Raw genomic sequence first — 25209 nt, forward strand, 5'->3', positions numbered from 1 at the left:
AGTGGTAATAAAAATTTGTTTTTGATCAATGATTCAACTAAGGAGGATGACGGATGAGTAAATTTATAGCTAATAAAGAAATAGAGCAACCAAAAGGAATTAATGTTTATGTGTTAATCTTTTGCCTTATTGTTGTATCATCCATTTTAACGTATTTTATCCCAGCTGGTTCATTTCAACGAGAAGAAGTTAATGGACGTCAAGTAATTCAACCAGGAACATTTAGTTTTACAGATATGAACCCTATTGGATTTTTAGATATTTTTAGCAGCGTACATTCTGGCATGATGCAAGGAGCAAGTATTATTTTCTTCGTATTGATTGTAGGAGGTACCTTTGGAATACTATCAGCCACAGGGGCATTGGAATCCTTTATCGCCATGCTATCTGTAAAAATGGCTAAACGTGAAATGTTAATAATACCAGTATTGATGTTGTTTTTCGCCTGTGCTGGGTCATTAATGGGGATGTCTGATGAAACGATTGTGTATGTAGGGATTCTTGCACCGCTTGCTGTTGCCCTAGGTTTTGATGCAATTACAGGTTTTGCTATCGTTATTCTAGGTGCATCTGTAGGATTTTCGGCAGCTGTTATGAATCCGTTTACAGTAGGAATAGCGCAGGAAATTGCGGGCTTGCCATTATTTTCAGGAATTGCTTTTCGAATTGTAATATTTATTGTCTTATACACAGTAGCAACAATATATGTTTATCGCTATGCAAGAAAAGTGAAAAATAATCCTAAAATTGGCTTTTATGGAAATTTTCTTAATAATGAAGGTGGTATTGTACAGGCGAATTCGAAAATGGAAATAAGACATAAGCTTGTTATGGCTACATTTCTTTTGAATTTTATCGTATTGATGTACGGGGTTGTAAAACTAGGTTGGTACATTACCGAAATAGCCGGTTTATTTTTATTGTTTGGTATTTTAATGGGACTTATTGGCAAACTATCACCTTCGCATATTGCTAATTCATTTATGAAGGGTGCAGGTGATTTAGTTGGTGGCGCTCTTATCATTGGATTAGCACAGTCTATTTTAGTGATTTTCAATAACTCAGGATTGATTGATACAATCCTATTTTACACGTCTGTATTGCTTGATTCAGTTCCACCTGTACTAAATGCAGTAGGGATGTTTATCTTCCAGTTATTTTTAAATTTTTTAGTACCATCAGGAAGTGGACAGGCTGCCTTAACAATGCCGATTATGGCGCCTTTATCAGATATGATTGGCGTTACAAGACAAACAGCAGTACTTGCCTATCAATTTGGAGATGGTATGTCGAATATTATTTTCCCAACTGTAGGTTTTTTAATGGCGGGATTATCAATTGCGGGTATTCCTTGGGGTAAATGGATAAAATGGATTTTTCCGTTTATGCTTATTCAAGTAACAGTTGCTGTAATATCGCTTATTATTGCACAAGTCATACAATACGGACCTTTCTAAAGGAGTTTAACAATGGAAATAATGAATATAAAAAGATTAGCAGAAAAGGCAATAGAGGATCGCCGTCATCTGCACCAATATCCAGAGCTTTCTGGTCAGGAATACGAAACAAGTGAGTTTATTCGCCAAAGACTAGAGGAGTTAGACATAGAAATTCTAGATTACGAACCTCCAGGTGTAGTGGCATTTATAAAAGGGACAAAGGGAACAAAAACTATTGCATTACGTGCCGATATAGATGCATTACCTATAGAAGAAGAGGGAGACAAACCATATATTTCTCACAAGCAAGGTGTTGCTCATATGTGTGGCCATGATGGTCATACTGCGATTTTATTAGCAGTTGCTGCATGGATAAGCTTAAATAGAGAGAAAATCGAGCCGAATATCAAGTTTATATTTCAATCGGCAGAGGAAATCACCCCAAGTGGAGCTGATTTATTAATTCAAAAAGGTGTGTTGGAAGATGTAGAGGCTATTTTTGGCATTCACTTATGGCAAGGTTTAGAGAAAGGGATGATTGGTCTAACACATGGACCAATGATGGCTTCTATTGATGATTTTGAAATTATAATTCAAGGATATGGTGGCCATGGATCAATGCCACATGAAACAATTGATCCTATTTATATAGCGAGCCATTTAATGCAAGCTTTTCAAAGTATTATAAGTAGAAATGTCAATCCTATTGATGCGGGTGTCATTACAGTAGGTAATATTCAAGCTGGAACCACTTATAATATTATTCCTGATACGGCAAAATTAACTGGAACGATCAGAGCTTTGACACCGAACACTATAAAAATCATTAAAACGAAAATGGTAAGTTTAACAGAAGGAATTTGTCGAGCATTTGGAGCAGAGGGAAAAATCGATTTTATTTTAGGAACACCTCCGCTCATAAATGATCCGACACAATCACGAAATATTGAATCGATTGTACGGGAACAATTTGGAGATACCGCATTTAAAGTAGTCGAACCAGTCATGGGTGGAGAAGATTTTTCTTATTATTTACAACATAAGCCTGGAGCATTTGTTTTTGTAGGTATGGGTGGTGAAAAAAGCCAATATCCACATCATCATCCACGATTTGATGTAGATGAAGATGTTTTCCCTAATGCTATTCAACTATTTATAAACATTATCTTGCAACATAAATAATTAGACTATTTATACAAAAAGGAGTTATACGTCGTGATAAAAAAGATTGAAGTGTTTGCAGCACGTTTACAATTAAAGGAACCATTCGTTATTTCGTATGTTCATTTAGATGATATGCCAACTATTCTTACCAGAATAGAGACGGATGAGGGTGTAGTTGGCTGGGGCGAAGCTGTGCCTGATCAAAATGTGACTGGTGAAACTTGGGAGAGTACGTATCATGTTATTAAACATGAATTAGCCCCATTATTGATTAATGAAGATCCATTTGCTGTAGAGCGTATTCATAAAAAGTTTAATGAAAAAATTGATGGAGTCCCTTCAGCAAAAGCAGCATTGGACATTGCGCTCTATGATTTGATGGGAAAAATGACTGGACAACCTGTTTATCAATTAATTGGTGGAAAAGCACATGAGGAATTACAGGTGCCAAGAGTGATTAGTATTAAGAGTCCTGAGGAAATGGCTAAAGATGCAAGTGAATTTGTAAAATCGGGCTTCCGTAATATTAAAATTAAGGTTGGTACAAATGCTGAATCAGATATTGCTCGTATTCGTGCGGTAAGAGAAGCAATAGGTGACGAGGTGCAACTGCGGGTAGATGCCAATCAAGGCTGGAATAGGATGGAGACACTAAAAGTAATAAGAGAAACTACAGCTTGTCATGTAGACTGGTACGAGCAACCTGTAAAAGCACATGATTTAAGAGCGTTAAAAGAAATCAGAGCCCTTTCACCTTGTAGTATTATGGTAGACGAGGGTGTTCATAATATTTATGATTTAGTCGATGTCATAGAAATGCGTGCTGCGGATATGCTAAATATAAAATTAATGAAATCAGGTGGAATATATCCAGCTCTAGCTCTTGCAAGTCTGGCTGAGGCTGCAGAGATGCCTTGTCAAGTAGGCTCTATGGTGGAATCAGCAATCGGAACAATGGCTGGAGCGCACCTAGCGATCAGTAAGTCTATTATCCATACAAACGAGATGGTTGGGCCTTTAATGTTTGTAAAAGATGTGGCAAATGTTACATACTATAAAGACATCCTGCAGTTAAGCCATAAAGCTGGATTAGGTATAGAAGTTGATGAGCAATATGTGAAAGAAATTACATGTTTCTCTTGTGAAATTAAATAATCAAAAATTTAACCCTATCATTCATTGGTAGGGTTTTTGCTTATGTGTAGGGTTAGGGAAAAAAATTATGGTACATTAGAGAGAGAGGCTATAACACTACATAAACAAGCAATGAAGGGAGTGTGGGATAAGATGACTGAATTATATGGACCCGTCAATGAATTAAAAGGCGTCGGGAAAGAAACAGCAGCACATCTTGAATCACTAGGAATCAATACAATAGCTGATTTATTATGGACGTTCCCACATCGACATGAAGATTTTCGTTTAAAAGATTTAGCGCAAACACCACATAACGAACGGGTTACAGTTGAGTGTAAGGTGGAGCGGGAGCCTACGGTTTTATTTTTAGGTCGCAATAAATCAAGACTCCAAGTAACCGTTTTAGCAGGAAGACATTTAGTGAAAGTCGTATTTTTCAATCAGGGCTATTTAAAGCAAAAGCTTGTACCTGGTTCTATTATTACGGTGACTGGTAAATGGGATCGTGGTAGACAAGTAATCAATGGCACTTCTGTTATATTTGGTCCTAAAACGGATCAAGTAGACTTTGAGCCTGTCTACAGTCTGAAAGGTTTGATTCAACAAAAAAGATTTCGAAAATATATGAGACAAGTATTGGACGATTATGGTGCTAATTTGCCTGATGCAATTCCACAAGATTTGCAGGATTCCTATAAGCTTGTGCCTATACAGGAAGGCTTGGAGGGTATTCATTTTCCGCTAGATGCACAACATGCTAAACAAGCGAGAAGACGTTTTGCTTATGAAGAGCTATTAAATTTTCAACTACGTATGCAGGCGTTACGTAAGGTACGGAAGGAAAATGAACAAGGAACTGTCATTCAATATGATGTGCATATGCTACGTGAATTTATCGCGGCATTACCATACGAATTAACCAATGCTCAAAAACGTGTTGTCAATGAAATTTGTAAAGATTTGAAGGAGCCACATCGGATGAATCGCTTATTACAAGGTGATGTAGGTTCGGGGAAAACCGTGGTGGCAGCTATAGGCCTATACGCTGCAGTTTCAGCAGGTTATCAAGGTGCGTTAATGGCACCAACAGAAATTTTAGCAGAGCAACACTTGGAGAACTTGCTAGAATGGTTCCAACCATTTGGCGTTCGTGTGGCTTTATTATCTGGTTCAACCAAAACGAAGGAGCGCCGTGTTATACTTGCAGATTTGGCAAATGGAGAGCTCGATATTGTAATTGGTACACATGCCTTAATCCAACCTGATGTTATTTTTAAAAATCTAGGTTTTGTTATTACCGATGAACAACATCGTTTTGGTGTTGAACAACGTCGCATATTGAGAGATAAAGGGGAAAACCCGGATGTGCTCTTTATGACAGCCACTCCAATTCCCAGAACACTTGCCATTACAGCGTTTGGAGAAATGGATGTGTCGATGATTGATGAAATGCCGGCAGGGCGTAAGCAGATTGAAACCCATTGGATGAAAAAAGAACAATTCGGATCGGTTATATCAAAACTAGAAGGAGAGCTAGCCGCTGGAAGGCAGGCCTATGCCATTTGTCCTCTTATTGAGGAATCAGATAAACTGGATGTTCAAAATGCAGTTGAAATCTATGAACAGCTAGCAACTTATTTTACAGGCCGCTATCAAGTTGGTCTAATGCATGGACGTTTATCTGCAGATGAGAAGGATGCTGTTATGCGTGCTTTTAGTGATGGGTCCATACAGGTTTTAGTTTCTACGACAGTCGTTGAAGTAGGGGTGAATGTACCGAATGCTACATTTATGATTGTCTATGACGCTGAACGCTTTGGTTTAGCACAATTGCACCAGCTACGAGGGCGTGTTGGACGAGGTGAACATCAATCCTATTGTATTTTACTGGCTGATCCTAAGTCTGACGAGGGGAAAGAGAGGATGCAGTCTATGACAGAAACAAATGATGGTTTCCGCTTAGCTGAGAAAGACTTAGAGTTGCGAGGACCAGGGGATTTCTTTGGACGTAAGCAAAGTGGTCTACCAGATTTCAAAGTAGCTGATTTAGTACATGATTACCGGATTCTTGAGACTGCTCGAAAGGATGCTACTACGATGCTTGAAACCGATGATTTTTGGCATGGTGACGACTATCGGTACTTGAGAGAAATGTTAGAAAATTCTGGCGTTTTGCAAGGGGAGCGCTTCGATTAATAATTGTATGATGATTCATGCGGAGAATGCAGGACTTGATTTCAAAACAAGTCTTGCATTCTTTTTTTAACCTCTATATACTGATATTAGTACCAAGTGCTAATAACAACTCAAAAGGTGGCGAATGATGTTGAGACGAACAAAAAAAGAACGACAGCGACTACTATCTGAAACGATAGCTGAAAATCCATTCGTCACAGATGAACAGCTAGCAACACAGTTTCAGGTAAGTGTTCAAACAATTCGTTTAGATCGTATGGAATTATCCATACCAGAATTACGAGAGCGTATTAAAGATGTCGCTTCAAAAAACTATGAAAATGAAGTAAAATCTCTACCGATTGATGAGATCATCGGAGAAATTGTTGATATTGAATTAGATAATCGAGCACTTTCGATTTTTGATGTGAAAGAAGAACATGTTTTCCAGCGCAACGGCATCGCACGAGGACATCATTTGTTCGCGCAAGCAAACTCCTTAGCGGTAGCCGTTATTAACGATGAACTAGCATTGACAGTACATTCTACTATTACGTTTGTGAAACCTGTTCGTGCTGGAAATCGTGTTATTACAAAAGCGATTGTTGTCGGACGAGATGATAAAAATCATCGGACAAAAGTCGAGGTAACATCTACTGTGAATGGTGAAACCGTTTTTGTTGGTGAATTTGATATGTACCGTACGAAAGGTAAGGGTGAGTAATAATGAAATTAGCGCTTGATGGAATGGGTGGAGACAATGCACCAAAATCAGTAATTGAAGGTGCACTCTTAGCATTAGAGCAAATTCCAAATTTAGAAATTCAATTATATGGACAGCAAGAGAAGCTCGAGCCATTTTTAAAACAACATGATCGATTAACGATCGTACATTGTGAGGAAGTCGTTGAAGGAACGGACGATCCAGCACGTGCTGTTCGTAGAAAAAAGGATTCTTCCATGGCGCGCATGATGGACGCAGTGGATGAGGGTAGAGCAGAGGCTTGCCTGTCAGCAGGAAATACAGGTGCTTTAATGGCAGGCGGTTTATTTAAAGTAGGTCGTATTGAGGGAATTGCTCGACCAGCTTTAGCTACGACATTACCAACACTTGATGGTAAGGGCTTTTTAATGCTTGATTTAGGTGCAAATGCAGATGCCCGTCCAGAACATTTAGTGCAATATGCTATTATGGGCGATATTTATGCGAAGAAAGTTGGCGGCCTACAAAAACCTAGAATCGGCCTATTAAATATCGGTACAGAAGATAAAAAAGGAAATGAATTAACAAAAGCAGCCTTTGATTTATTAAAGGAAGCGGATTTGAATTTTATTGGTAATGTAGAGGCACGTGATTTACTTGAAGGAGTAGCTGATGTCGTTGTTACGGATGGCTTTACAGGAAATATGGTGCTGAAGTCAATTGAAGGTACTGCAGGTGCTTTATTTTCAATGTTAAAAGAGGCGTTTATGTCTTCAACAAAAACGAAGATCTCAGCTGTCCTTATGAAAAATAATTTACGTGACTTAAAACATAAAATGGACTATACAGAATATGGTGGTGCTGGATTGTTTGGCTTACAAGCACCCGTTATAAAGGCGCATGGATCATCTAATGCGAAAGCGATTTTTAGTGCTATCCGCCAAGCAAACACAATGGTAGAACATACTGTTATTTCGACAATTACAGAGACAGTACGCCACATAGAAATTGATTAGACAAAGGGGACTATTCAAATGACGAAAATTGCATTTATTTTTCCAGGACAAGGTTCGCAAGTAGTAGGAATGGGGCAAGAGTTTGTTGAAAATGCTGCGGAAAGTAGAGCCTTCTATGATCGTGCAGATCAAGCTCTTGAATTGGAGCTATCTAAGCTTATGTTAGAAGGTCCAGTAGAGGAATTAACATTAACATATCATGCTCAGCCAGCACTACTTACTACTGGGGTAATGGTAGCAGAGAAGCTACGTGCAGCAGGAATTCAACCTCATTATGCAGCAGGTCACTCTCTTGGAGAATATGGCGCATTGGTCATAGCGGGTGTCATGTCCTTTGAAGATGCAGTGAAGATTGTGCATAAACGTGGTCTATATATGAATGAAGCTGTACCTGCTGGACAAGGTGCTATGGCAGCCATTTTAGGCATGGAATTAGAAGCGTTAAATGAAGTAACTGAGCAAGTGTCAGCAGCAGGGGAACCTGTGCAGGTAGCCAATGTTAATTGTCCGGGTCAAATCGTTATTTCAGGTACAAAAGAGGGTGTTGAGAAGGCATCAAGCTCTGCAAAAGAAGCAGGGGCTAAGCGTGCTATATCATTAGTTGTAAGTGGTCCATTCCATTCTGAGCTAATGCGACCATCGTCAGAGAAGTTGAAAGCGGTGTTGGCGGATGTTACTTTAGCTGCTCCGCAAATTCCTGTTGTAGGGAACGTTATGGCGAAGGAGTTAACGGATGTTCCAGCCATTCAACAAGAGCTTGTTGAACAGGTTTATAGTGCTGTACAATGGGAGGCCTCTATGCGCGAAATGATTGCACAAGGTGTGGATGTCTTTATTGAATGTGGCCCAGGTAAAGTATTAAGTGGTCTCTTGAAAAAAATCGATCGCTCTGTTACTGCCTATTGTGTCTATGATGAGGCATCACTAGAAGCGGTTTTAGAAGCGTCAAAGGAGTGGTCAATCAATGCGTAAACTTGAAGGAAAAGTAGTTGTTGTAACAGGAGCTTCACGAGGAATTGGTCGTGCTATTGCATTAAAGCTTGCTGACGAGGGTGCAAAAGTTGTCGTGAACTATAGCGGCTCGCAAGCAAAAGCTGAAGAAGTAGTTGCTATGATTCAAGAGGGCGGTGGCGAGGCAATTGCTGTACAAGCTAGCGTTTCTCAAACAGAAGAAGTGACAGCCTTAATGGATACTGCTGTGAAAACATTTGGCTCCCTTGATATTTTAGTGAATAATGCTGGTATTACAAGAGATAATTTACTTATGCGCATGAAGGAAGATGAATGGGATGATGTATTAGATACGAATCTTAAGGGTGTTTTCCTATGTACCAAAGCGGTAACACGCCAAATGATGAAGCAGCGTGCCGGTCGTATTATCAATATTTCATCGATTGTTGGCGTAGCTGGAAATGCGGGCCAAGCAAACTATGTTGCAGCTAAAGCAGGTGTTATTGGGTTAACTAAAACAACTGCGAAGGAATTAGCGTCACGTAATATTTTAGTCAACGCTATTGCACCTGGCTTTATTGAAACAGAAATGACTGATCAGTTACCAGAAGATATTAAACAAGGGATGTTAACACAAATCCCACTTGCGAAACTAGGGCAGCCGGAAGATATTGCTAAGGCAGTTGTTTTCCTTGCATCTGAAGACGCTAACTATATGACAGGACAAACACTTCATATAGACGGTGGTATGGTCATGTAATTTGAATTAGGCATAGGCGCTAATTTTCTGTATAATCATTTGAGGGGAGGTGAATCATTTGTCTACAGTATTAGAACGCGTAACAAAAGTAATCGTGGACCGTTTAGGTGTTGAAGAAAGCGAAGTAACACTTGAAGCTTCTTTCCGTGATGATTTAGGTGCTGACTCATTAGACGTAGTTGAGCTTGTAATGGAGCTTGAAGACGAATTCGATATGGAAATTTCTGATGAAGATGCTGAAAAAATCTCAACAGTAGGTTCTGCAATTTCATACATCGAAAGTAAAATTAACTAATTTCGTTTATACTTTATTTAGCAGAAATTTATCACCCTTATAGGTGTAATGGTTATCGTAATTATACAAATCGTATTTATGATTGGTTGAATAAAGAGAAATAGTTTACTGCTTTTCTTTACAAAGAAGCAGATCTAATAGACAAAGATGTATTCAAAGGGGACGAAATAGATCGGTTTACGATCTATGGACGTCCCTTTTTTGTGTCAATTATACAGTGGATTTATATTCCGAAGATCGATTCGGACGCAAATGTGCCAAGGCTTTATTGAATTTGAAATAAATTTTCTAAAAATTTTCCAAAATATTGTGTTTAAGCCGAAATACTTTTGCATAAACGCTTTGAAAAAGGTACACTAAAACGGTAGAAACTATTAGGAAGGCAGATTTGTTCAATGGCTATGAAAAGAAAAGGAACTATGCAGAAATCTGGCGTACTTCCTGAAAAAGTACGCAATCAATTCGAGCTGTTACAGCATGAATTAAATATCACATTTGTTAATAAAAATTTATTGTATCAAGCATTCACGCATTCATCTTATGTGAATGAGCATCGCCGTAAGTTATTTACGGATAATGAGCGTCTTGAATTTTTAGGAGACGCAGTACTTGAACTGTCTGTTTCTAAATATCTTTTTGAGAAATACCCGAATATGAGCGAGGGTGAGTTAACAAAGTTACGAGCATCCATTGTTTGTGAACCATCTCTAGTTATTTTTGCGAATGAACTAGGCTTTGGTCGCTTTGTTTTACTTGGAAAAGGTGAAGAATTAACAGGTGGACGGGAACGCCCAGCACTACTTGCAGATGTGTTTGAGTCATTTGTAGGTGCCCTATATTTAGATCAGGATTTACAAACGGTCGTGTCTTTTTTAGAACGTATCGTGTTCCCAAAAGTAGAAGTCGGTGCTTTTTCGCATGTGATGGATTTTAAAAGCCAATTGCAAGAAATGGTACAGCAAACGAATAATGGACTTCTTCATTATGAAATCATTGATGAAAAAGGTCCTGCACATAATCGTACCTTTGTATCAAGCGTCTTACTGAACGGACAAGAGCTTGGTATAGGTCGGGGAAAATCGAAAAAAGAAGCCGAGCAGCAAGCTGCACAATGTGCGATGCGAATGATGCGAGAAGAAGCTGCGAAAGAGGAGGCTTAAAAGATGTTCCTAAAACGACTAGAAGTGATTGGCTTTAAATCATTTGCGGAGCGCATTGGTATTGATTTTGTACCCGGTGTTACAGCAGTTGTGGGACCAAATGGCAGTGGAAAAAGTAATGTCACAGATGCAATACGTTGGGTACTTGGTGAGCAATCGGCAAAGTCGTTACGTGGATCAAAGATGGAAGATGTAATTTTTGCAGGGAGTGACTCTCGGAAGCCACTCAACTTTGCAGAGGTAACACTAATATTAGATAATACCGACGAGCAACTTGCTTTTTCCTATACAGAGGTCAGCGTAACAAGACGCGTATACCGTTCAGGTGATAGTGAATATTTATTAAATAACCAGCAGTGTCGCCTGAAGGATATTACGGACTTGTTTATGGATTCAGGGCTTGGAAAAGAGGCATTTTCTATAATTTCACAAGGTCGTGTCGATGAAATTTTAAATAGCCGACCTGATGACCGTCGTTCGATTTTTGAAGAGGCAGCTGGCGTATTAAAGTATAAAATAAGAAAGAAAAAAGCAGAGCATAAGCTTGTTGAGACAGATGAGAATTTATATCGTGTATTAGATATTCTTCATGAATTAGACAGTCGACTTGGACCGCTTGAAATGCAAGCATCTAGTGCAAGAGACTATGTACAAATGTCTACTGAGCTAAAAGATTTTGATATTGCCATTCTTGTGCATGATTTTAAAAATTGTGCACAATCTTTGCGTGCGCTTAAAGAAGAGTACACAAACCTATCTGAGATAGAGCAAAAGCAAGCTCAAGATATTGCTACTTTCGATAAACAGACAACTAATATTCGCAAGCTATTAAAAGAACTTGATGAATATTTGGATGTTTCTCAAGCTGACCTAGTCAATGCCACAATGGAGGTAGAACGTTGGGATGGACGAAAGGCGCTAATGGCTGAAAAGCGTCAAAATGCGTCCAATCAATTACAGCAGCTGAATACGTCATTACAAGAGGCCAAAGCAGAAGTAGAGGCACTGTTTATGCAGGAGCAGGAGAAAAAAGACGTATTTTCTGAAAAACAACAAGCCGTGTTGGTGCTCAAACAAAGCATTAAACAGTTAGAGCAATCTTTAAATCGCTCCGTAACGGAAATCGAACAAGAAATTGAGGAGCAAAAAAACCGATATATCGATTCGTTGAATGAAGAAGCGACCATCAAAAATGAGTTGAAAAATATCGATCAGCAGTTGGCTCAACAAAAAGCTATGGCAACACGAATGTCCGACCAAACTGATGAAATCGGGCAAGAGCTTATGCAAATTGTTGCTGAAAAAGAACAGCTAATAGCTGCACATACTTCAACAACAAATGACTTACAAGAAAAGCTAGAACAATATGAAGCTTTACAAATACAGTTGAAAAATGTTAATTCTACCTTTACTGAAAAGCAAGATATGCTTTATAAGGCTTATCAGCATCAACAGCAACTAAAAGCTAGAAAAGATACGTTAGCGGAGCTTGAAGCTGACTTTTCAGGGTTTTTCCAAGGGGTTAAAGAAGTGCTGCTTGCACGAGATAAAGGTGAATTACAAGGTATTGAGGGTGCTGTAGCTGAATTAATCCAGGTTGAGGGGAAATACTCACAAGCGATAGAAACGGCTTTAGGAGCCGCCTCTCAGCATATTGTTACAACTAATGAACGCCATGCCCAACAGGCTATTCATTGGCTAAAGCAAAAGCGAGCTGGGCGTGCTACTTTTTTACCAAAAACCGTAATGAAATCACGTAAAATTAATTTAGCGACTATCCAATTAGCAACTGAGCACCCAGCATTCATTCGGATGGCGGATGCGTTAGTGACTTTTAATGAAGATAATCGAACGATTGTTGAAAATCTTCTAGGCAATGTCATTGTTGCAGCAAATCTTGAAGGGGCAAGTCAAATTGCTAGATTATGTGGATTCCGTTATCGAGTGGTTACACTTGATGGAGATATTGTTAATGCAGGGGGCTCGTTAACGGGTGGTGCCCTTAAACAGCAATCTTCACTCTTTACAAGAAAAGCAGAATTAGATGGTTTAATTCTTAAGTTAGAGACATTGCAAGCTTCCATTTATGGTGCAGAACAGGCTGTTGCAGCGGAAAAAGAAAAGCTAGCAACACTTCGAGATCAAGTAGAGCTATTGAAGCTTGAAGGGGAGCAATTACGAAAAGATGAGATGCAGCAGGCGGGTCGTTTACGTGAGCTAGAGGCTGTAGAAAAAAGCTTATCGGCTAGAGTAACCTTTGCTTCGACTGAAACACAGGATGTTAAAACACGTGAAGAGTCATTATTGGCTCAAAAGCAAGAAGCAGAGGAACGTTTAAGTGCGCTTGCAGGAGAATTAATCGAAATCAATGAAACCGTTGAGCAATTAAGTAAGGTTAAGCTACAAAGTGAGACAGAGAAAGATGTATTACGTGAGCAATTGGCAGAAAAACGCTCACAATTAGCTGTTATGCAAGAACAAATGTCACAAGTTCAAATAGCTACAGCTGACTTAGCCCTACAATTAAACAAAGCTCAACAAAAAGTTGAAAATATTTCTCAGGAAATATCGTGGCTTCAATCTGATGAATCGACAAATTATTTAAGTGATGAAGAGGTCGATGAACAGGTGTTGACATGGAAGAACAGAAGAGATGCGCTACAAGAGACAATTTCTCAGAAAAAAGAGGAAAAAGTAGGGCAACAGAATGAACTTTCATCGTTAGAGGCTCAGCTGAAGGAATTACAACGTATCCATAAGGGGTATCTTGAAGCGATACGTGCAAATGAGTTGAAACGAAATCGTGTTGAATTTGAAATGGACAATTTCACAGCTCAGCTCGAGGAGAATTATCAGTTAACATTTGAAGAGGCAGAAGAAGAAGCACAGGCTATAGAAGATGAGGAATTTGTACGTCGACGTGTTAAATTGCTTAAAAAATCAATTGAAGAGCTAGGCCCTGTTAATTTAGGCGCGATTGAAGAATATGAAAGAGTGCTTGAACGACATACTTTCTTAACTGAACAGCGAGAGGATCTACTTGCGGCGCAAGAAACATTGCATGAAGCCATTAAAGAAATGGATGAAGAAATGACAATGCGCTTTAGCGAAACGTTCTATGCGATTCGCGAACAATTTAAACGTGTATTCCGTGAATTATTTGGTGGAGGGCAAGCCGATTTAGTGCTAATTGATCCGCAGAATTTACTAGAAACAGGCATTGACATTGTTGCTCAGCCTCCAGGGAAAAAGTTACAAAACTTAAGTTTGCTTTCTGGTGGTGAACGTGCGCTAACGGCGATCGCTTTATTATTCTCCATCTTAAATATAAGACCTGTCCCATTCTGTATTCTCGATGAAGTAGAGGCTGCCCTTGATGAAGCAAATGTTGTGCGCTACAGCCAATATTTGAAGAAGTTTAGTGGTGAAACACAATTCATTGTCATTACACATCGTAAAGGAACGATGGAGGGAGCGGATGTCCTGTATGGTATAACTATGCAGGAGTCAGGCGTATCAAAACTTGTATCAGTAAAATTAGAAGACGAACCCGTACTTGCGGAGCAAAGGAGCAAATAAGGATGAGCTTTTTTAAACGTATAAAAGATAAATTGATGGGGAATCCAGCGGACGAAGAAAAACTAGAAGCCATTGAACATGATTTAGATTCTCATCCACAGGAATTAGAAGAAGGCGGTGAACCTGCCACTACTGAGACTGTTGTTGAAGAACCTTCTGAGCAATTCTCACCAATAGAAGATACTACAGAATCCGAACAATCTTCGGACATCGAAGGTACAAAGGATTTAGAGCCGCCTTCTCCAATAGAGGAAGAAGAGCAGCTAGAAGTACAAATTATTGAGGAACAACCAACAGAGGAGAAAAAACCTTCTGCTTGGTCTATTACGCAAAAATTTAAAGCGGGCCTTGAAAAAACACGTAATTCCTTTACATCAAAAGTGAACGACCTTGTTGCACGTTATCGTAAAGTGGATGAGGATTTCTTTGAGGAATTAGAGGATCTTTTATTACAGGCCGATGTTGGTTTTGAAACGGTCATGGAACTGATGGATAAATTACGTTTCGAGGTACAACGTAAAAACATAAAAGATACAAATGGTATCCAAACTTTAATTTCTGAAAAGCTTGTAGAAATTTATGAGCAAGGTGAAGATGATTTAATTGAATTAAATATGCAGCCTGATGGTGAACTGACAGTCATTCTATTTGTTGGGGTGAATGGTGTAGGGAAAACAACGACAATTGGTAAACTCGCTCGTCGTCTCAAGTCCCAAGGCAAAACAGTTGTTTTAGCTGCGGGTGATACATTCCGTGCAGGTGCTATCGATCAATTACAAGTGTGGGGAGATCGTGTAGGCTGTGAGGTTATTAAACAATCTGAGGGCTCTGATCCAGCGGCAGTTATGTATGATGCAATTCGTGCTGCGAAAAACAGAAAAGCAGATGTGTTAATTTGTGATACAGCAGGACGCTTACAAAACAAAGTGAATTTAATGAACGAGCTTGAAAAGGTACATCGTGTCATTTCCCGTGAAATTCCAAGTGCTCCACATGAAGTATTATTAGCGTTAGATGCAACAACTGGTCAAAATGCCCTTGTTCAAGCACAAACATTTAAAGAAGCAACGAATGTGACAGGTATCGTTTTAACAAAGCTGGACGGTACAGCTAAAGGCGGTATTGTACTTGCAATCCGTAACAAATTACACATTCCTGTGAAATTTGTAGGTCTTGGGGAGAAAATGGACGATTTACAGCCATTTGATGCAGAACGATATGTCTATGGATTATTTGCCGATGGTTTAGATAAAGAATTACAAAATAATGAAGAATAACAGTAAAATGGGCAGTGTCATTTTATCTTGATCTAGCATTCATCTCCTTCATGTATCGGAGGGGATGAATGTTTGTTTTGTTTTTTTATGAGTCATTCATTTTAGGTTAACCTCTCGATGTTTAACTTAAGAAATGTGGCACCAATCCACTGAGTGTAGTGGAGTAGAAACGCTCGACTGTGATCAGTTGAATTGACTTGTTGGAAAGAGTCATACTAGCTACAGGCAAGAATTGCCCGAAAGTAAGTAAATTAGGCTTTTAGACAAGGAGATTACCTTGACACAGACGGGCGCTTTTCGTTATGATACAAATGACTAAATAGCGGGAGGAGAAACATTCGATGCTACTTGAAAAAACAACACGCATGAACTTTCTCTTCGACTTTTATCAAGCATTATTAACAGATAAGCAAAGAAGTTATATGGAACTATACTATTTGGATGATCACTCACTAGGTGAAATCGCTGAATCGTATGGTGTATCACGCCAAGCTGTCTACGATAATATTCGTCGAACAGAAGCAATGCTTGAGGAATATGAAGAAAAATTATGTTTACTTGAAAAATTTCAACAACGTACCCAAATGCTTTCACAGCTAACAATGGGGATAACAGAACAAAGTATGACGGCTGAAGAGCAGCTAGTGCTTATCGAACAGCTGAAAGAATGGGATTAGGAGGCGAAAGCAATGGCTTTTGAAGGATTAGCGGAACGACTCCAAGGAACGATCCAAAAAATTAAGGGCAAAGGGAAAGTATCGGAGCAAGACGTCAAAGAAATGATGCGTGAAGTCCGATTTGCTTTAATTGAGGCGGATGTTAACTTAAAAGTAGTCAAGGAATTTGTAAAAAAGGTTAGTGAACGTGCTGTTGGCGTCGATGTTATGCAAAGCTTAACACCCGGTCAACAAGTTATTAAAATTGTACAAGACGAATTAACAGAATTAATGGGTGGCGAGCAAAGTCCAATTAAATTTAATACGAAGCCTCCAACTGTTATTATGATGGTCGGCCTCCAAGGGGCAGGGAAAACGACAACTTCAGGTAAATTGGCAAATGTTCTAAGGAAAAAATATAATCGTAAACCATTGTTAGTAGCAGCCGACGTTTATCGTCCAGCAGCTGTTCAACAATTAGAAACATTAGGTAAACAACTTTCATTACCAGTTTTTTCGTTAGGCACTGATATTTCCCCTGTAGAGATTGCACGTCAGGCAATTGAAAAGGCGAAAGAAGAGCATCATGATGTCGTAATTATCGATACGGCTGGTCGTTTGCATATCGATGAGGATTTGATGCAAGAATTAAAAGATATTCGCGCATTAAAAGAGCCAGATGAGGTCTTCCTTGTTGTCGATGCAATGACAGGTCAAGATGCTGTAAACGTAGCAGAAAGCTTTAATGAGGCTATTGGTATTACAGGGGTTGTCTTAACAAAACTTGATGGTGATACTCGTGGTGGTGCAGCATTATCTATTCGTTCTGTAACGCAGAAACCAATTAAGTTTGTCGGTATGGGTGAGAAAATGGATGCGCTAGAACCTTTCCATCCTGAGCGTATGGCGTCTCGTATTTTAGGTATGGGAGACGTTCTATCGCTGATCGAAAAGGCCCAAGCCAATGTAGATGAAGCAAAAGCCAAAGAGTTAGAAGAAAAATTCAAGACTCAAACCTTTACACTTGATGATTTCGTGGAGCAATTGCAGCAAGTTAAAAAAATGGGACCTATAGATGAAATTTTAAAAATGCTCCCTGGTGCAAACAAAATCAAAGGCTTAGATAATGTTAAAGTTGACGATAAGCAAATGGGACGTGTAGAGGCGATTATTTACTCGATGACGCCTGCAGAAAAGACGAATCCTGAATTAATTAATGGTAGCCGTAAAAAGCGTATTTCTAAAGGTTCAGGGACTTCTATTCAAGAGGTGAATCGTCTGATCAAGCAATTTGATGAAATGAAAAAAATGATGAAGCAAATGACTGGAATGGCTAGTGGTAAGGGCAAGAAAAAAATGAAATTACCAGGCTTTGATTCATTGTTTAAATAATAATTTTTAGGTGTTAAGAAAAAACACTTTACAAACAACCTAAACATTGATAATATACTATCTTGTGTGAAACTTATTCGGAGGTGCTATTAAAATGGCAGTTAAAATTCGCTTAAAACGTATGGGAGCTAAAAAATCTCCTTTCTATCGTATCGTAGTTGCAGACGCTCGTTCACCACGTGACGGCCGTCAAATCGAAACAGTTGGTACTTACAACCCACTAACTCAACCAGCTACTGTAAACATTGATGAAGAGAAAGCTCTTAAATGGTTAGCTGACGGTGCAAAACCATCAGATACAGTACGTAACCTGTTCTCAGAACAAGGTATCATGGAGAAATTCCATAACCAAAAATTCAGTAAATAATCGGGGGCGACGTCTTTGAAGCAGCTGATTGAAGCAATCGTTTTACCGTTAGTCGATTATCCAGAAGAAGTTCGTATTGAGACGGATGAAAATGCAAATCGAATTGTTTATAAACTTTTTGTTCATCCAGAGGATCGAGGGAAAGTCATAGGCAAGCAAGGGCGAGTAGCGAAAGCGATTCGTACAATTGTTTATTCAGCGGCAGGTAGTCACCATCAAAAGAAGACCTACGTCGATATATTGGATTAATAGAAAAGATTTTCGCGCTCTTGCAACGAGTACAATTGAGTCCTGATAGGTGTGTTTACATGTCGCTTAGGAGTTCGAAGTGGACTTTAGCATGAAGCGTAATATCTGGACTAAGAAGGAGGGAGCTTGTAGGTTCCTTCCTTTTTTTCTTTATTTCGCCTAGAGTTGTTCTTTTTATTTTGGACAAACAGGGCAACAAAGATTACAGCTAGAGACAATTGATTATATTAATATGGACGAGACAATTGATTGTCTTAGCTGAACCTACATTCTTCCAAAGTGAATTTGAGTAAGAGAATGAATGCAATGGGAGAGAGTAGTACGTTTTTAATGAGGTGATAGTTGAATGGAATGGTTTAATGTAGGTCGAATTGTCAATACACACGGTATTCGAGGAGAGGTGCGTATATTATCGACAACAGACTTTGAAAAAGAACGTTTTGCGGTAGGGAATAAGCTTGCTGCCTTTAAAAAGGACGATAAAAAACCAACTTGGGTAACGATTCAATCAGTGCGTCGTCATAAAAACTTTATTTTATTAACATTTGAAGGTATGAATAACATCAATTTGGTCGAGCCGTTTAAAGAAGGTTTGTTAAAAGTGACAAAAGATCAAATGACTGACGATCTCCTTCAAGAAAATGAATTCTTTTTCCATGAGATTATAGGTTGTACAGTTGTTTCTGAAGAAGGCGAAACAATTGGCGTTGTGAACGATATTCTACAAACAGGTGCTAATGATGTATGGGTGGTTAAAGGCTCGAAGAAAGAGCATTATATCCCTTATATAGAAGATATCGTGAAAGATATTGATGTGGTAGAGAAGAAAATTGTCATTCACGTAATGGAAGGTTTATTATGATGAATATTCATGTGCTGAGTCTTTTTCCCGATATGTTTTCAGGTGTTTTCGGGGCTTCTATTTTAAAGAAAGCTCAAGAAAAAAATGCGGTCAAGCTAGAGGTAACCGACATCCGTACATTTTCGGGGAATAAGCACAATCAAGTGGACGACTATCCATATGGCGGCGGAGCAGGCATGGTTTTAAAGCCTGAGCCGATGTTTAGCGCTGTAGAAGCAATTTGTGCAGGAAAACAACCACGCATCATTTTAATGTGCCCTCAGGGAGAACGATTTACCCAAAAAAAAGCAGAAGAATTATCACAGGAGAAGGAATTAGTCTTTTTATGTGGTCACTATGAAGGCTATGATGAACGTATACGCCAGCACCTTGTAACAGATGAAATTTCTATTGGAGATTTCGTTTTAACAGGTGGAGAACTAGGAGCAATGACGGTTATCGATAGTGTTGTACGCCTATTACCAGGTGTATTAGGCCAAGAAGATTCACATATACAAGATTCCTTTTCAACGGGTCTCTTAGAGCATCCTCATTATACTCGACCAGCAGAATTTCGAGGAATGAAGGTGCCGGATGTTTTATTATCGGGCAATCACGCAAAAATTGAGCAATGGCGTGAGGAGCAATCGTTGAAAAGAACCTTTGAACGTCGTCCTGATTTACTCGATGATTATCCTTTAACTGACAAGCAAAAATTGTATTTAGAAAAACTTAAAAACAATCAACAAGATGCTTGATTGCCTAGTATATTTATGATAACATTTAATCTGTACTTCTATGTGAAGTACTGAATTACGGTGTTCCGCTGTGGCATAGATTGCGTGCAAGAGCATCTGTCTAAGGAGAGAAAACAATGTCAAACATTATTACAGAAATTACAAAATCTCAACTTCGCACTGATCTACCTGCTTTCCGTCCTGGTGATACTGTTAAGGTACACGTGAAAGTAGTAGAGGGTACTCGTGAACGTATCCAGCTTTTCGAAGGTGTAGTAATTAAACGTCGTGGTGGCGGTATTAGCGAAACTTTCACAGTTCGTAAAATTTCTTACGGTGTAGGTGTTGAGCGTACATTCCCTGTACACACACCAAAAATCGCTAACTTAGAAGTTGTACGTCGTGGTAAAGTACGTCGTGCTAAACTTTACTACCTACGTAACCTACGTGGTAAAGCTGCTCGTATTAAAGAAATTCGATAATTATGACTTAAAAGTGAGGGGCTTGTACGCAAGCTCCTTTTCTTTTTGCTTGTCATCTTAATTCCCTATCAACTAAAATAGTGTTAGACAAGGGGGCATTTCTCAATGGAAAAACAGGTGAAAGAAAAGAATGAATTATGGGAATGGACAAAAGCGCTATTAATTGCATTTGCGATTGCTGCAATCATACGATATTTTTTATTTACACCAATTGCAGTTGATGGTGAGTCCATGATGCCAACCCTTGAAGATGGCGACCGCATGATTGTGAATAAAATTGGTTATAAAATAGGTGAACCGAAACGCTTTGATATTGTTGTGTTTCATGCGCCTGAACAAAAAAATTACATTAAACGTGTAATTGGATTGCCAGGGGATTCACTGGAATATAAAGACGATCAATTATATATCAACGGTGAGCCAATTGATGAGCCCTATTTAGATGCTTATAAAGCTCAAATCGCAGGGGGAACATTAACAGAAGACTTTACCTTAAAAGACATCGATGTTTCATTAGATGAGATTCCAAAGGGGTATGTTTTTGTCATGGGGGATAATCGACGAAATAGTAAAGACAGTCGACATATTGGTCTTGTAGATCAAAAGGAAATCATCGGCAATACAAGTTTGATTTTCTGGCCGTTTAATGACATAAAAATTGTAAAGTAATGCAAGAAAGGGAGCGTTTATGAACTCCCTTTTTCTTTTAATTTAGGAGGCAAAGCAGTGACAATTCAATGGTTTCCCGGGCATATGGCAAAGGCCCGACGTGAAGTAACAGAAAAATTAAAGCTTGTTGATATTATATTTGAGTTAATAGACGCCCGTTTACCTTTATCGTCTCGTAATCCAATGATAGATGAAGTCATTAATCAAAAACCACGTCTTTTAATTTTGAATAAGGCGGATATGGCAGACGAGCAAGAAACACGCAAATGGGTAGATTATTTTGCACAGCGTGGTCATAAAGCAGTAGCCATTAACTCCCTTGAGGGTAAAGGCTTACAACAAGTAACAAAGGCAGCGCAGGAAATATTAAAAGAAAAGTTTGATCGCATGAAAGCAAAAGGGATGAAGCCTCGAGCTATTCGTGCAATGATTGTTGGTATTCCAAATGTTGGGAAATCAACACTGATTAATCGCTTGGCGAAAAAAAATATTGCTAAAACGGGAAATACACCGGGTGTAACAAAGGCACAGCAATGGATTAAGGTCGGGAAAGAACTTGAGCTATTAGATACGCCAGGGATTTTATGGCCAAAATTTGAAGATCAAGAAGTGGGCTTTAAATTAGCTTTAACAGGAGCTATTAAAGACACCATCACAAACATGGAAGACTTAGCAGTATACGGCTTACGTTTCTTATCCGTTCATTATCCAAAGCGTATGGAGGAGCGTTACGGCTTTGAATTCGTCCATGAAGATTTGGTTGAAACCTTTGACCATATTGGGAAACTTCGTCGCGTGTTTGGTGCAGGTGGAGAAATTGATTATGATCAAGTAGCTCAACTAATCGTTCGAGATATTCGAGGCTTGCAATTAGGCAACTTAACATTTGATTTTGTGGATGAACAACTAGAAAAAGAATCAGAACAATAAAAAGTATTGGAAACTGTCACACCCTCTTTGTGACAGTTTTTCTTTTAGGAATGAATTTTCCTACCGATAATAATTATATAGAGGAAAAAAATGAAGCTACATAATGACTGAAATGGATATATAGGTTTAATAAGTAGAGGCAAGAAGGAGTAAGAAATGAGAAGTATTAAAGAAATTACAGTAGCATTAAAAGATGCGGAAGAATGGCAAGAGTGGATGTCAGGTATTGCAGAAGATGAACGAGTAGGTGTACAAAAGGCTTGGGTTTCTTGGCAAAAGAAACAAGAAAAAAGGCGCCAATTACTTCAGGAACATCAAGCAAAAGTGGCATTTGATTTAAGTTATGGGGGAATAGATGCTTTAATTGCAGGTGTCGATGAAGCGGGGCGTGGTCCTCTTGCTGGGCCAGTCGTTACAGCGGCTGTAATTTTGCCAACAAATAGTGAGGCTCTAGTTGGTTTGAATGATTCTAAGCAATTATCGAAGGATAAACGAAATGCCTTTGCCGCTTTAATTAAAGAACATGCAATTAGTTATTTTATTCACTTCCAACCGGCTCAACAAATAGACGAGCTTAATATTTATGAGGCGACCAAACAATCTATGAAGGCAAGTGTGGAATCGTTATCGAGAAAACCAGATTATGTTTTAGTAGATGCCATGACATTACCTATGGCTATCCCTCAGGATTCCATCATTAAAGGAGATGCCAAAAGCTTAGCAATAGCAGCAGCCTCCATTCTAGCTAAAACAGCCCGAGATGATTATATGGAACAATTAGATAAAGATTTTCCTATGTATGGTTTTGCACAACATGCTGGCTACGGTACAAAGCAGCATTTAAAAGCACTAGAAGAATACGGACCAACGATTCACCATCGTAAATCGTTTGAGCCGGTTAAATCCATGTTTGAATAATACGTTAACACCAATTACCGAAGGAGTAATTGATGAAAGGAGTATATATATGACAGCCACATCATTTAATCCGATCCAGATGCAACAAAACCCAATAACTGCAAATAATCAGCCACTGGCCTTAAAACAGGGACAAGTATTTCATGGAACGATTAAGAAATTATACCCAGATCAAATGGCGGAGATACAAGTAGGAAATCAAAAATTTATCGCTAAACTTGAAGTTCCATTAAAAGCTGGAGATGCCCATTTTTTTCAGGTAACAGGAACAGATCCACAAGCAGAATTGAAAGTGGTGTCAGGACCGATGACGCCAACCACTTCACCAAGCCAACAAATTAATCAGCTATTAGAGTCTATGAATTTACCTAAGTCAGCAGAGATGCAGCAATTATTAGGACATTTTATGAAGGCAGAGCTACCAATTTCAAAAGATCAACTTTTACAAGCTGAAATGTGGTTAAAGGCATTACCAGAGGGTATATCTAAAATGGATGCTTTGCAAACGATTCAAAAAATGATAGAGCTTAAAATGCCAATGACTAATGAAGTGTTTCAAGCGCTAATGAGTGGACAAAAGACTTCTGGTATGGCGGCTATTATGGAAAACTTTGCACAGCTTCTAGCAAAAGATACAGCCTTGCCTGAACAGCTTAAACAAAATTTAATGCAGCAAGTACAAGCAATTACAAAGCCATTTGAAGTAGAAACAGGTAGCGTGGTTCTTGCAAAAGTTCTAGAAAGTTTAACAAATAATGCTGCTACAACTAGTGAAAAAATGCAAGCCTTGTCGATCTTAAAGGAGTCGGGGATAATTCCGAATCAGGCAACATTGCAAAATTGGTCAAGTATGAACGAGGGAAAAGCTTCTCAGCAAATGCAGCAAGCGGGTCAAGTCGTTCAGACTATCCTAACAACGAAGCCTGAAAATGCCGCTCAGCTGATCGAGCAACTTAAATCTTGGACAACAAATCAACAATTTTTAACAAATGATCAAAAGCAACAGATTAATCAGCTAATTGATCGTTTTAATCAGTTACCTGTCACAAAGCAAACAGTAGATATTTTTGCTAAACAAATGCAGGATCAATTATTAAAAGCCTTTTCTCAAAATACGTCCAATCATTTATTTACACAGGACATAAAAGGACTGTCAGTAAAAGATCATCTACTGTCTTTATTGAAGCAAGAGGTAGCTTCTCCCTTACAAAATGAAGCCTTTATGCGTAATCTTGTAAAAAATAGCATCGCTTCTTCACAGCCCCTCATTCAACAAATAGTGACACAAGCAGACGCTCTTGTACAAAATTCGATGGATAGTAAGGCAATGGAGCATGCGATGAAAACAGTGTTAAAAAATTTAGGGATTAGCTATGAGGCGACACTCGGAAACAAATCAGCGGATTTACAAATGATTGCACATCAATTAAAACCGCAGCTTCATACATTATTGCAGGAAACTAATATGACACCGCAATTGAAGGAAGCGGCAGAAATGTTAATGACACGAATGAATGGGATGCAGCTATCATCAGGCGAAAATGGACACCAACATCAACTGATTATGCAAGTTCCGCTAGAATTTTTCGGTAAGAGAATGGATGCTACATTGCAATGGAATGGTCGCATGAAAGATGATGGTAAAATTGATGCCAACTATGCGAGGGTATTATTTTATTTACAAATGGCATCCATGCAAGAAACGGTCATTGATATGCAGGTTCAAAATCGAGTAGTTACAGTAACGGTCTTTAATGAACATTTGGAGATTCAATCGATTGCAGAACCACTAAAGGCAGCATTAAAAGTAGGGTTGGCAGAAAAAAATTATCAACTATCAGGCGTTTTTATGAAACAATTTGAAAAGGGCCAGGCGGTCAAAAATAGTCCTGTAGTAGAACAGCAAGAGGAACAGAGTGGGGTGGATATCCGCGTATGAGCGAAGAAAAATTTACCCGTAAAGAGGCAATTGCGCTAACTTATAAACTCGGTCAATTCGATAGTCCGACTGTTGTAGCAAAGGGAAAAGGGAAAATTGCCGAGAACATTTTGGCAAGAGCAAATGAGCATAATGTGCCGATTTATGAGGATCCTAACCTTGTACATCTGCTTGGTCAATTAGATTTAAATGAGTCCATTCCTGAGGAATTATATCAGGCTGTGGCAGAGGTATTTGCTTTTATATATCGTTTAGATCAAGAGCATGCGCGAAAATATAGAAAAAATGAAGTATTCTGATTATTTTTACAAGCTGTTTTAGTACACAAATTAGAAGAATGCGTCATAATAATAGAGAAAATTCGAACAAAAGA

At 38.8% G+C, this 25209-nt stretch carries 24 protein-coding genes; all 24 read left to right on the forward strand.

Annotated elements, in window-relative coordinates; all coding sequences use genetic code 11:
• Positions 1-53: 53 nt before the first annotated feature.
• The 24 genes from AC1Q6O_RS03495 to AC1Q6O_RS03610 all read left to right on the forward strand — a co-directional run bounded on the left by AC1Q6O_RS03495 (position 54) and on the right by AC1Q6O_RS03610 (position 25135).
• Entirely contained in the window at positions 54-1457 is a 1404-nt protein-coding gene (locus AC1Q6O_RS03495) for a YfcC family protein (protein WP_107921512.1), read from the forward strand.
• A gap of 12 nt (positions 1458-1469) precedes the next feature.
• Entirely contained in the window at positions 1470-2621 is a 1152-nt protein-coding gene (locus AC1Q6O_RS03500) for a M20 metallopeptidase family protein (RefSeq protein WP_089985311.1), read from the forward strand.
• Between the two features lie 33 nt (positions 2622-2654).
• A complete protein-coding gene (locus tag AC1Q6O_RS03505) occupies positions 2655-3758 on the forward strand; it encodes a mandelate racemase/muconate lactonizing enzyme family protein (RefSeq protein ID WP_008173727.1) in 1104 nt (367 codons plus the stop codon).
• Between the two features lie 111 nt (positions 3759-3869).
• Positions 3870-5936 carry an ATP-dependent DNA helicase RecG gene (gene recG, locus AC1Q6O_RS03510; RefSeq protein WP_089985542.1) on the forward strand — a complete coding sequence of 689 codons (2067 nt, stop codon included), beginning with the start codon at positions 3870-3872 and terminating at the stop codon, positions 5934-5936.
• Positions 5937-6066: 130 nt separating this feature from the next.
• Positions 6067-6639, forward strand: a complete 573-nt coding sequence (gene fapR / locus AC1Q6O_RS03515) for a transcription factor FapR (RefSeq protein WP_025113910.1) — start codon at positions 6067-6069, stop codon at positions 6637-6639.
• A gap of 2 nt (positions 6640-6641) precedes the next feature.
• The gene (plsX, locus tag AC1Q6O_RS03520) at positions 6642-7634 is read left to right on the forward strand and encodes a phosphate acyltransferase PlsX (protein WP_089985313.1); all 993 of its coding nucleotides are present in this window, start codon (positions 6642-6644) and stop codon (positions 7632-7634) included.
• 18 nt (positions 7635-7652) lie between these two features.
• The gene (fabD, locus tag AC1Q6O_RS03525; RefSeq protein WP_239354270.1) at positions 7653-8606 is read left to right on the forward strand and encodes an ACP S-malonyltransferase; all 954 of its coding nucleotides are present in this window, start codon (positions 7653-7655) and stop codon (positions 8604-8606) included.
• Positions 8599-9345: a 3-oxoacyl-[acyl-carrier-protein] reductase gene (gene fabG / locus AC1Q6O_RS03530; protein ID WP_008181677.1), complete on the forward strand. Its 747-nt coding sequence runs from the start codon at positions 8599-8601 to the stop codon at positions 9343-9345. The genes fabD and fabG overlap by 8 nt, the downstream gene beginning before the upstream one ends.
• A gap of 58 nt (positions 9346-9403) precedes the next feature.
• Complete coding sequence (acpP, locus tag AC1Q6O_RS03535) at positions 9404-9640, forward strand: acyl carrier protein (RefSeq protein ID WP_008181678.1); 237 nt, start codon at positions 9404-9406, stop codon at positions 9638-9640.
• A 395-nt stretch (positions 9641-10035) separates the two neighbouring features.
• Positions 10036-10800 (forward strand): ribonuclease III, encoded by a 765-nt coding sequence (rnc, locus tag AC1Q6O_RS03540; RefSeq protein ID WP_008181680.1) that lies wholly within the window; start codon positions 10036-10038, stop codon positions 10798-10800.
• 3 nt (positions 10801-10803) lie between these two features.
• A complete protein-coding gene (gene smc / locus AC1Q6O_RS03545; protein ID WP_239354272.1) occupies positions 10804-14379 on the forward strand; it encodes a chromosome segregation protein SMC in 3576 nt (1191 codons plus the stop codon).
• Positions 14380-14381: 2 nt separating this feature from the next.
• Entirely contained in the window at positions 14382-15656 is a 1275-nt protein-coding gene (ftsY, locus tag AC1Q6O_RS03550; RefSeq protein WP_089985317.1) for a signal recognition particle-docking protein FtsY, read from the forward strand.
• A 341-nt stretch (positions 15657-15997) separates the two neighbouring features.
• Complete coding sequence (locus tag AC1Q6O_RS03555; RefSeq protein ID WP_008181685.1) at positions 15998-16333, forward strand: putative DNA-binding protein; 336 nt, start codon at positions 15998-16000, stop codon at positions 16331-16333.
• A 12-nt stretch (positions 16334-16345) separates the two neighbouring features.
• Positions 16346-17704 carry a signal recognition particle protein gene (gene ffh / locus AC1Q6O_RS03560; protein WP_089985319.1) on the forward strand — a complete coding sequence of 453 codons (1359 nt, stop codon included), beginning with the start codon at positions 16346-16348 and terminating at the stop codon, positions 17702-17704.
• Positions 17705-17798: 94 nt separating this feature from the next.
• Positions 17799-18071, forward strand: coding sequence for a 30S ribosomal protein S16 (gene rpsP / locus AC1Q6O_RS03565; RefSeq protein WP_004269411.1), 273 nt, complete (start codon positions 17799-17801; stop codon positions 18069-18071).
• A gap of 15 nt (positions 18072-18086) precedes the next feature.
• Positions 18087-18320, forward strand: a complete 234-nt coding sequence (locus AC1Q6O_RS03570) for a KH domain-containing protein (RefSeq protein WP_004269410.1) — start codon at positions 18087-18089, stop codon at positions 18318-18320.
• 346 nt (positions 18321-18666) lie between these two features.
• Positions 18667-19182, forward strand: a complete 516-nt coding sequence (gene rimM / locus AC1Q6O_RS03575) for a ribosome maturation factor RimM (protein ID WP_089985320.1) — start codon at positions 18667-18669, stop codon at positions 19180-19182.
• Complete coding sequence (trmD, locus tag AC1Q6O_RS03580; RefSeq protein ID WP_089985545.1) at positions 19182-19919, forward strand: tRNA (guanosine(37)-N1)-methyltransferase TrmD; 738 nt, start codon at positions 19182-19184, stop codon at positions 19917-19919. Before rimM ends, trmD begins: the two co-directional genes overlap by 1 nt.
• Positions 19920-20035: 116 nt before the next feature.
• Positions 20036-20380, forward strand: a complete 345-nt coding sequence (gene rplS, locus AC1Q6O_RS03585; RefSeq protein WP_008181294.1) for a 50S ribosomal protein L19 — start codon at positions 20036-20038, stop codon at positions 20378-20380.
• 105 nt (positions 20381-20485) lie between these two features.
• The gene (lepB, locus tag AC1Q6O_RS03590; protein ID WP_008181292.1) at positions 20486-21049 is read left to right on the forward strand and encodes a signal peptidase I; all 564 of its coding nucleotides are present in this window, start codon (positions 20486-20488) and stop codon (positions 21047-21049) included.
• A gap of 57 nt (positions 21050-21106) precedes the next feature.
• The gene (ylqF, locus tag AC1Q6O_RS03595) at positions 21107-21979 is read left to right on the forward strand and encodes a ribosome biogenesis GTPase YlqF (protein WP_492400915.1); all 873 of its coding nucleotides are present in this window, start codon (positions 21107-21109) and stop codon (positions 21977-21979) included.
• A gap of 156 nt (positions 21980-22135) precedes the next feature.
• On the forward strand, positions 22136-22897 hold the full coding sequence (gene rnhB, locus AC1Q6O_RS03600) for a ribonuclease HII (RefSeq protein WP_008181288.1): 762 nt from the start codon (positions 22136-22138) through the stop codon (positions 22895-22897).
• A 49-nt stretch (positions 22898-22946) separates the two neighbouring features.
• Positions 22947-24836 carry a TP0910 N-terminal domain-containing protein gene (locus AC1Q6O_RS03605; protein WP_492400916.1) on the forward strand — a complete coding sequence of 630 codons (1890 nt, stop codon included), beginning with the start codon at positions 22947-22949 and terminating at the stop codon, positions 24834-24836.
• Positions 24833-25135, forward strand: a complete 303-nt coding sequence (locus tag AC1Q6O_RS03610; RefSeq protein WP_008181284.1) for an EscU/YscU/HrcU family type III secretion system export apparatus switch protein — start codon at positions 24833-24835, stop codon at positions 25133-25135. Before AC1Q6O_RS03605 ends, AC1Q6O_RS03610 begins: the two co-directional genes overlap by 4 nt.
• The last annotated feature ends 74 nt before the right edge of the window (positions 25136-25209 follow it).

This window comes from Lysinibacillus sp. GW823-FHT06C08, from assembly GCF_058795135.1.